1 protein-coding gene (cut by a window edge) is annotated in these 265 nt (G+C 72.1%); it reads right to left on the reverse strand.

The genetic code is table 11. The features are described 5' to 3' along the window. Nucleotides 1-265 carry part of the coding region annotated (locus ACFO0C_RS25265) for a tetratricopeptide repeat protein (protein WP_449191311.1) on the reverse strand (this coding region is incomplete at its 3' end). The annotated region continues 32 nt past the right edge of the window, so 265 of the 297 annotated nt are shown.

The following is a 265-nucleotide window of genomic DNA, read 5'->3' on the forward strand; positions in this document are numbered from 1 at the left end:
GTTCAACGACATCGCCAGGTTGGGCAGGTAGGCGCCGGGGTTCGCCTCGGCCAGCCGCCGACGGATGGTGACGGCTTCCTGGCTGGGCTCCAGCGCCTCGTCCCGGCGGCCGAGCTCCGAGAGCATGGCGCCGAGGTTGTTCAACGACATCGCCAGGTCGGGCAGGTAGGCGCCGGGGTTCGCCTCGGCCAGCCGCTGGTAGATGGTGACGGCTTCCTGGCTGGGCTCCAGCGCCTCCTCCCGGCGGCCCAGCTCCGAGAGCCGG

It is taken from the genome of Actinoplanes subglobosus, from assembly GCF_042650585.1.
GTDB lineage: Bacteria > Actinomycetota > Actinomycetes > Mycobacteriales > Micromonosporaceae > Actinoplanes > Actinoplanes subglobosus.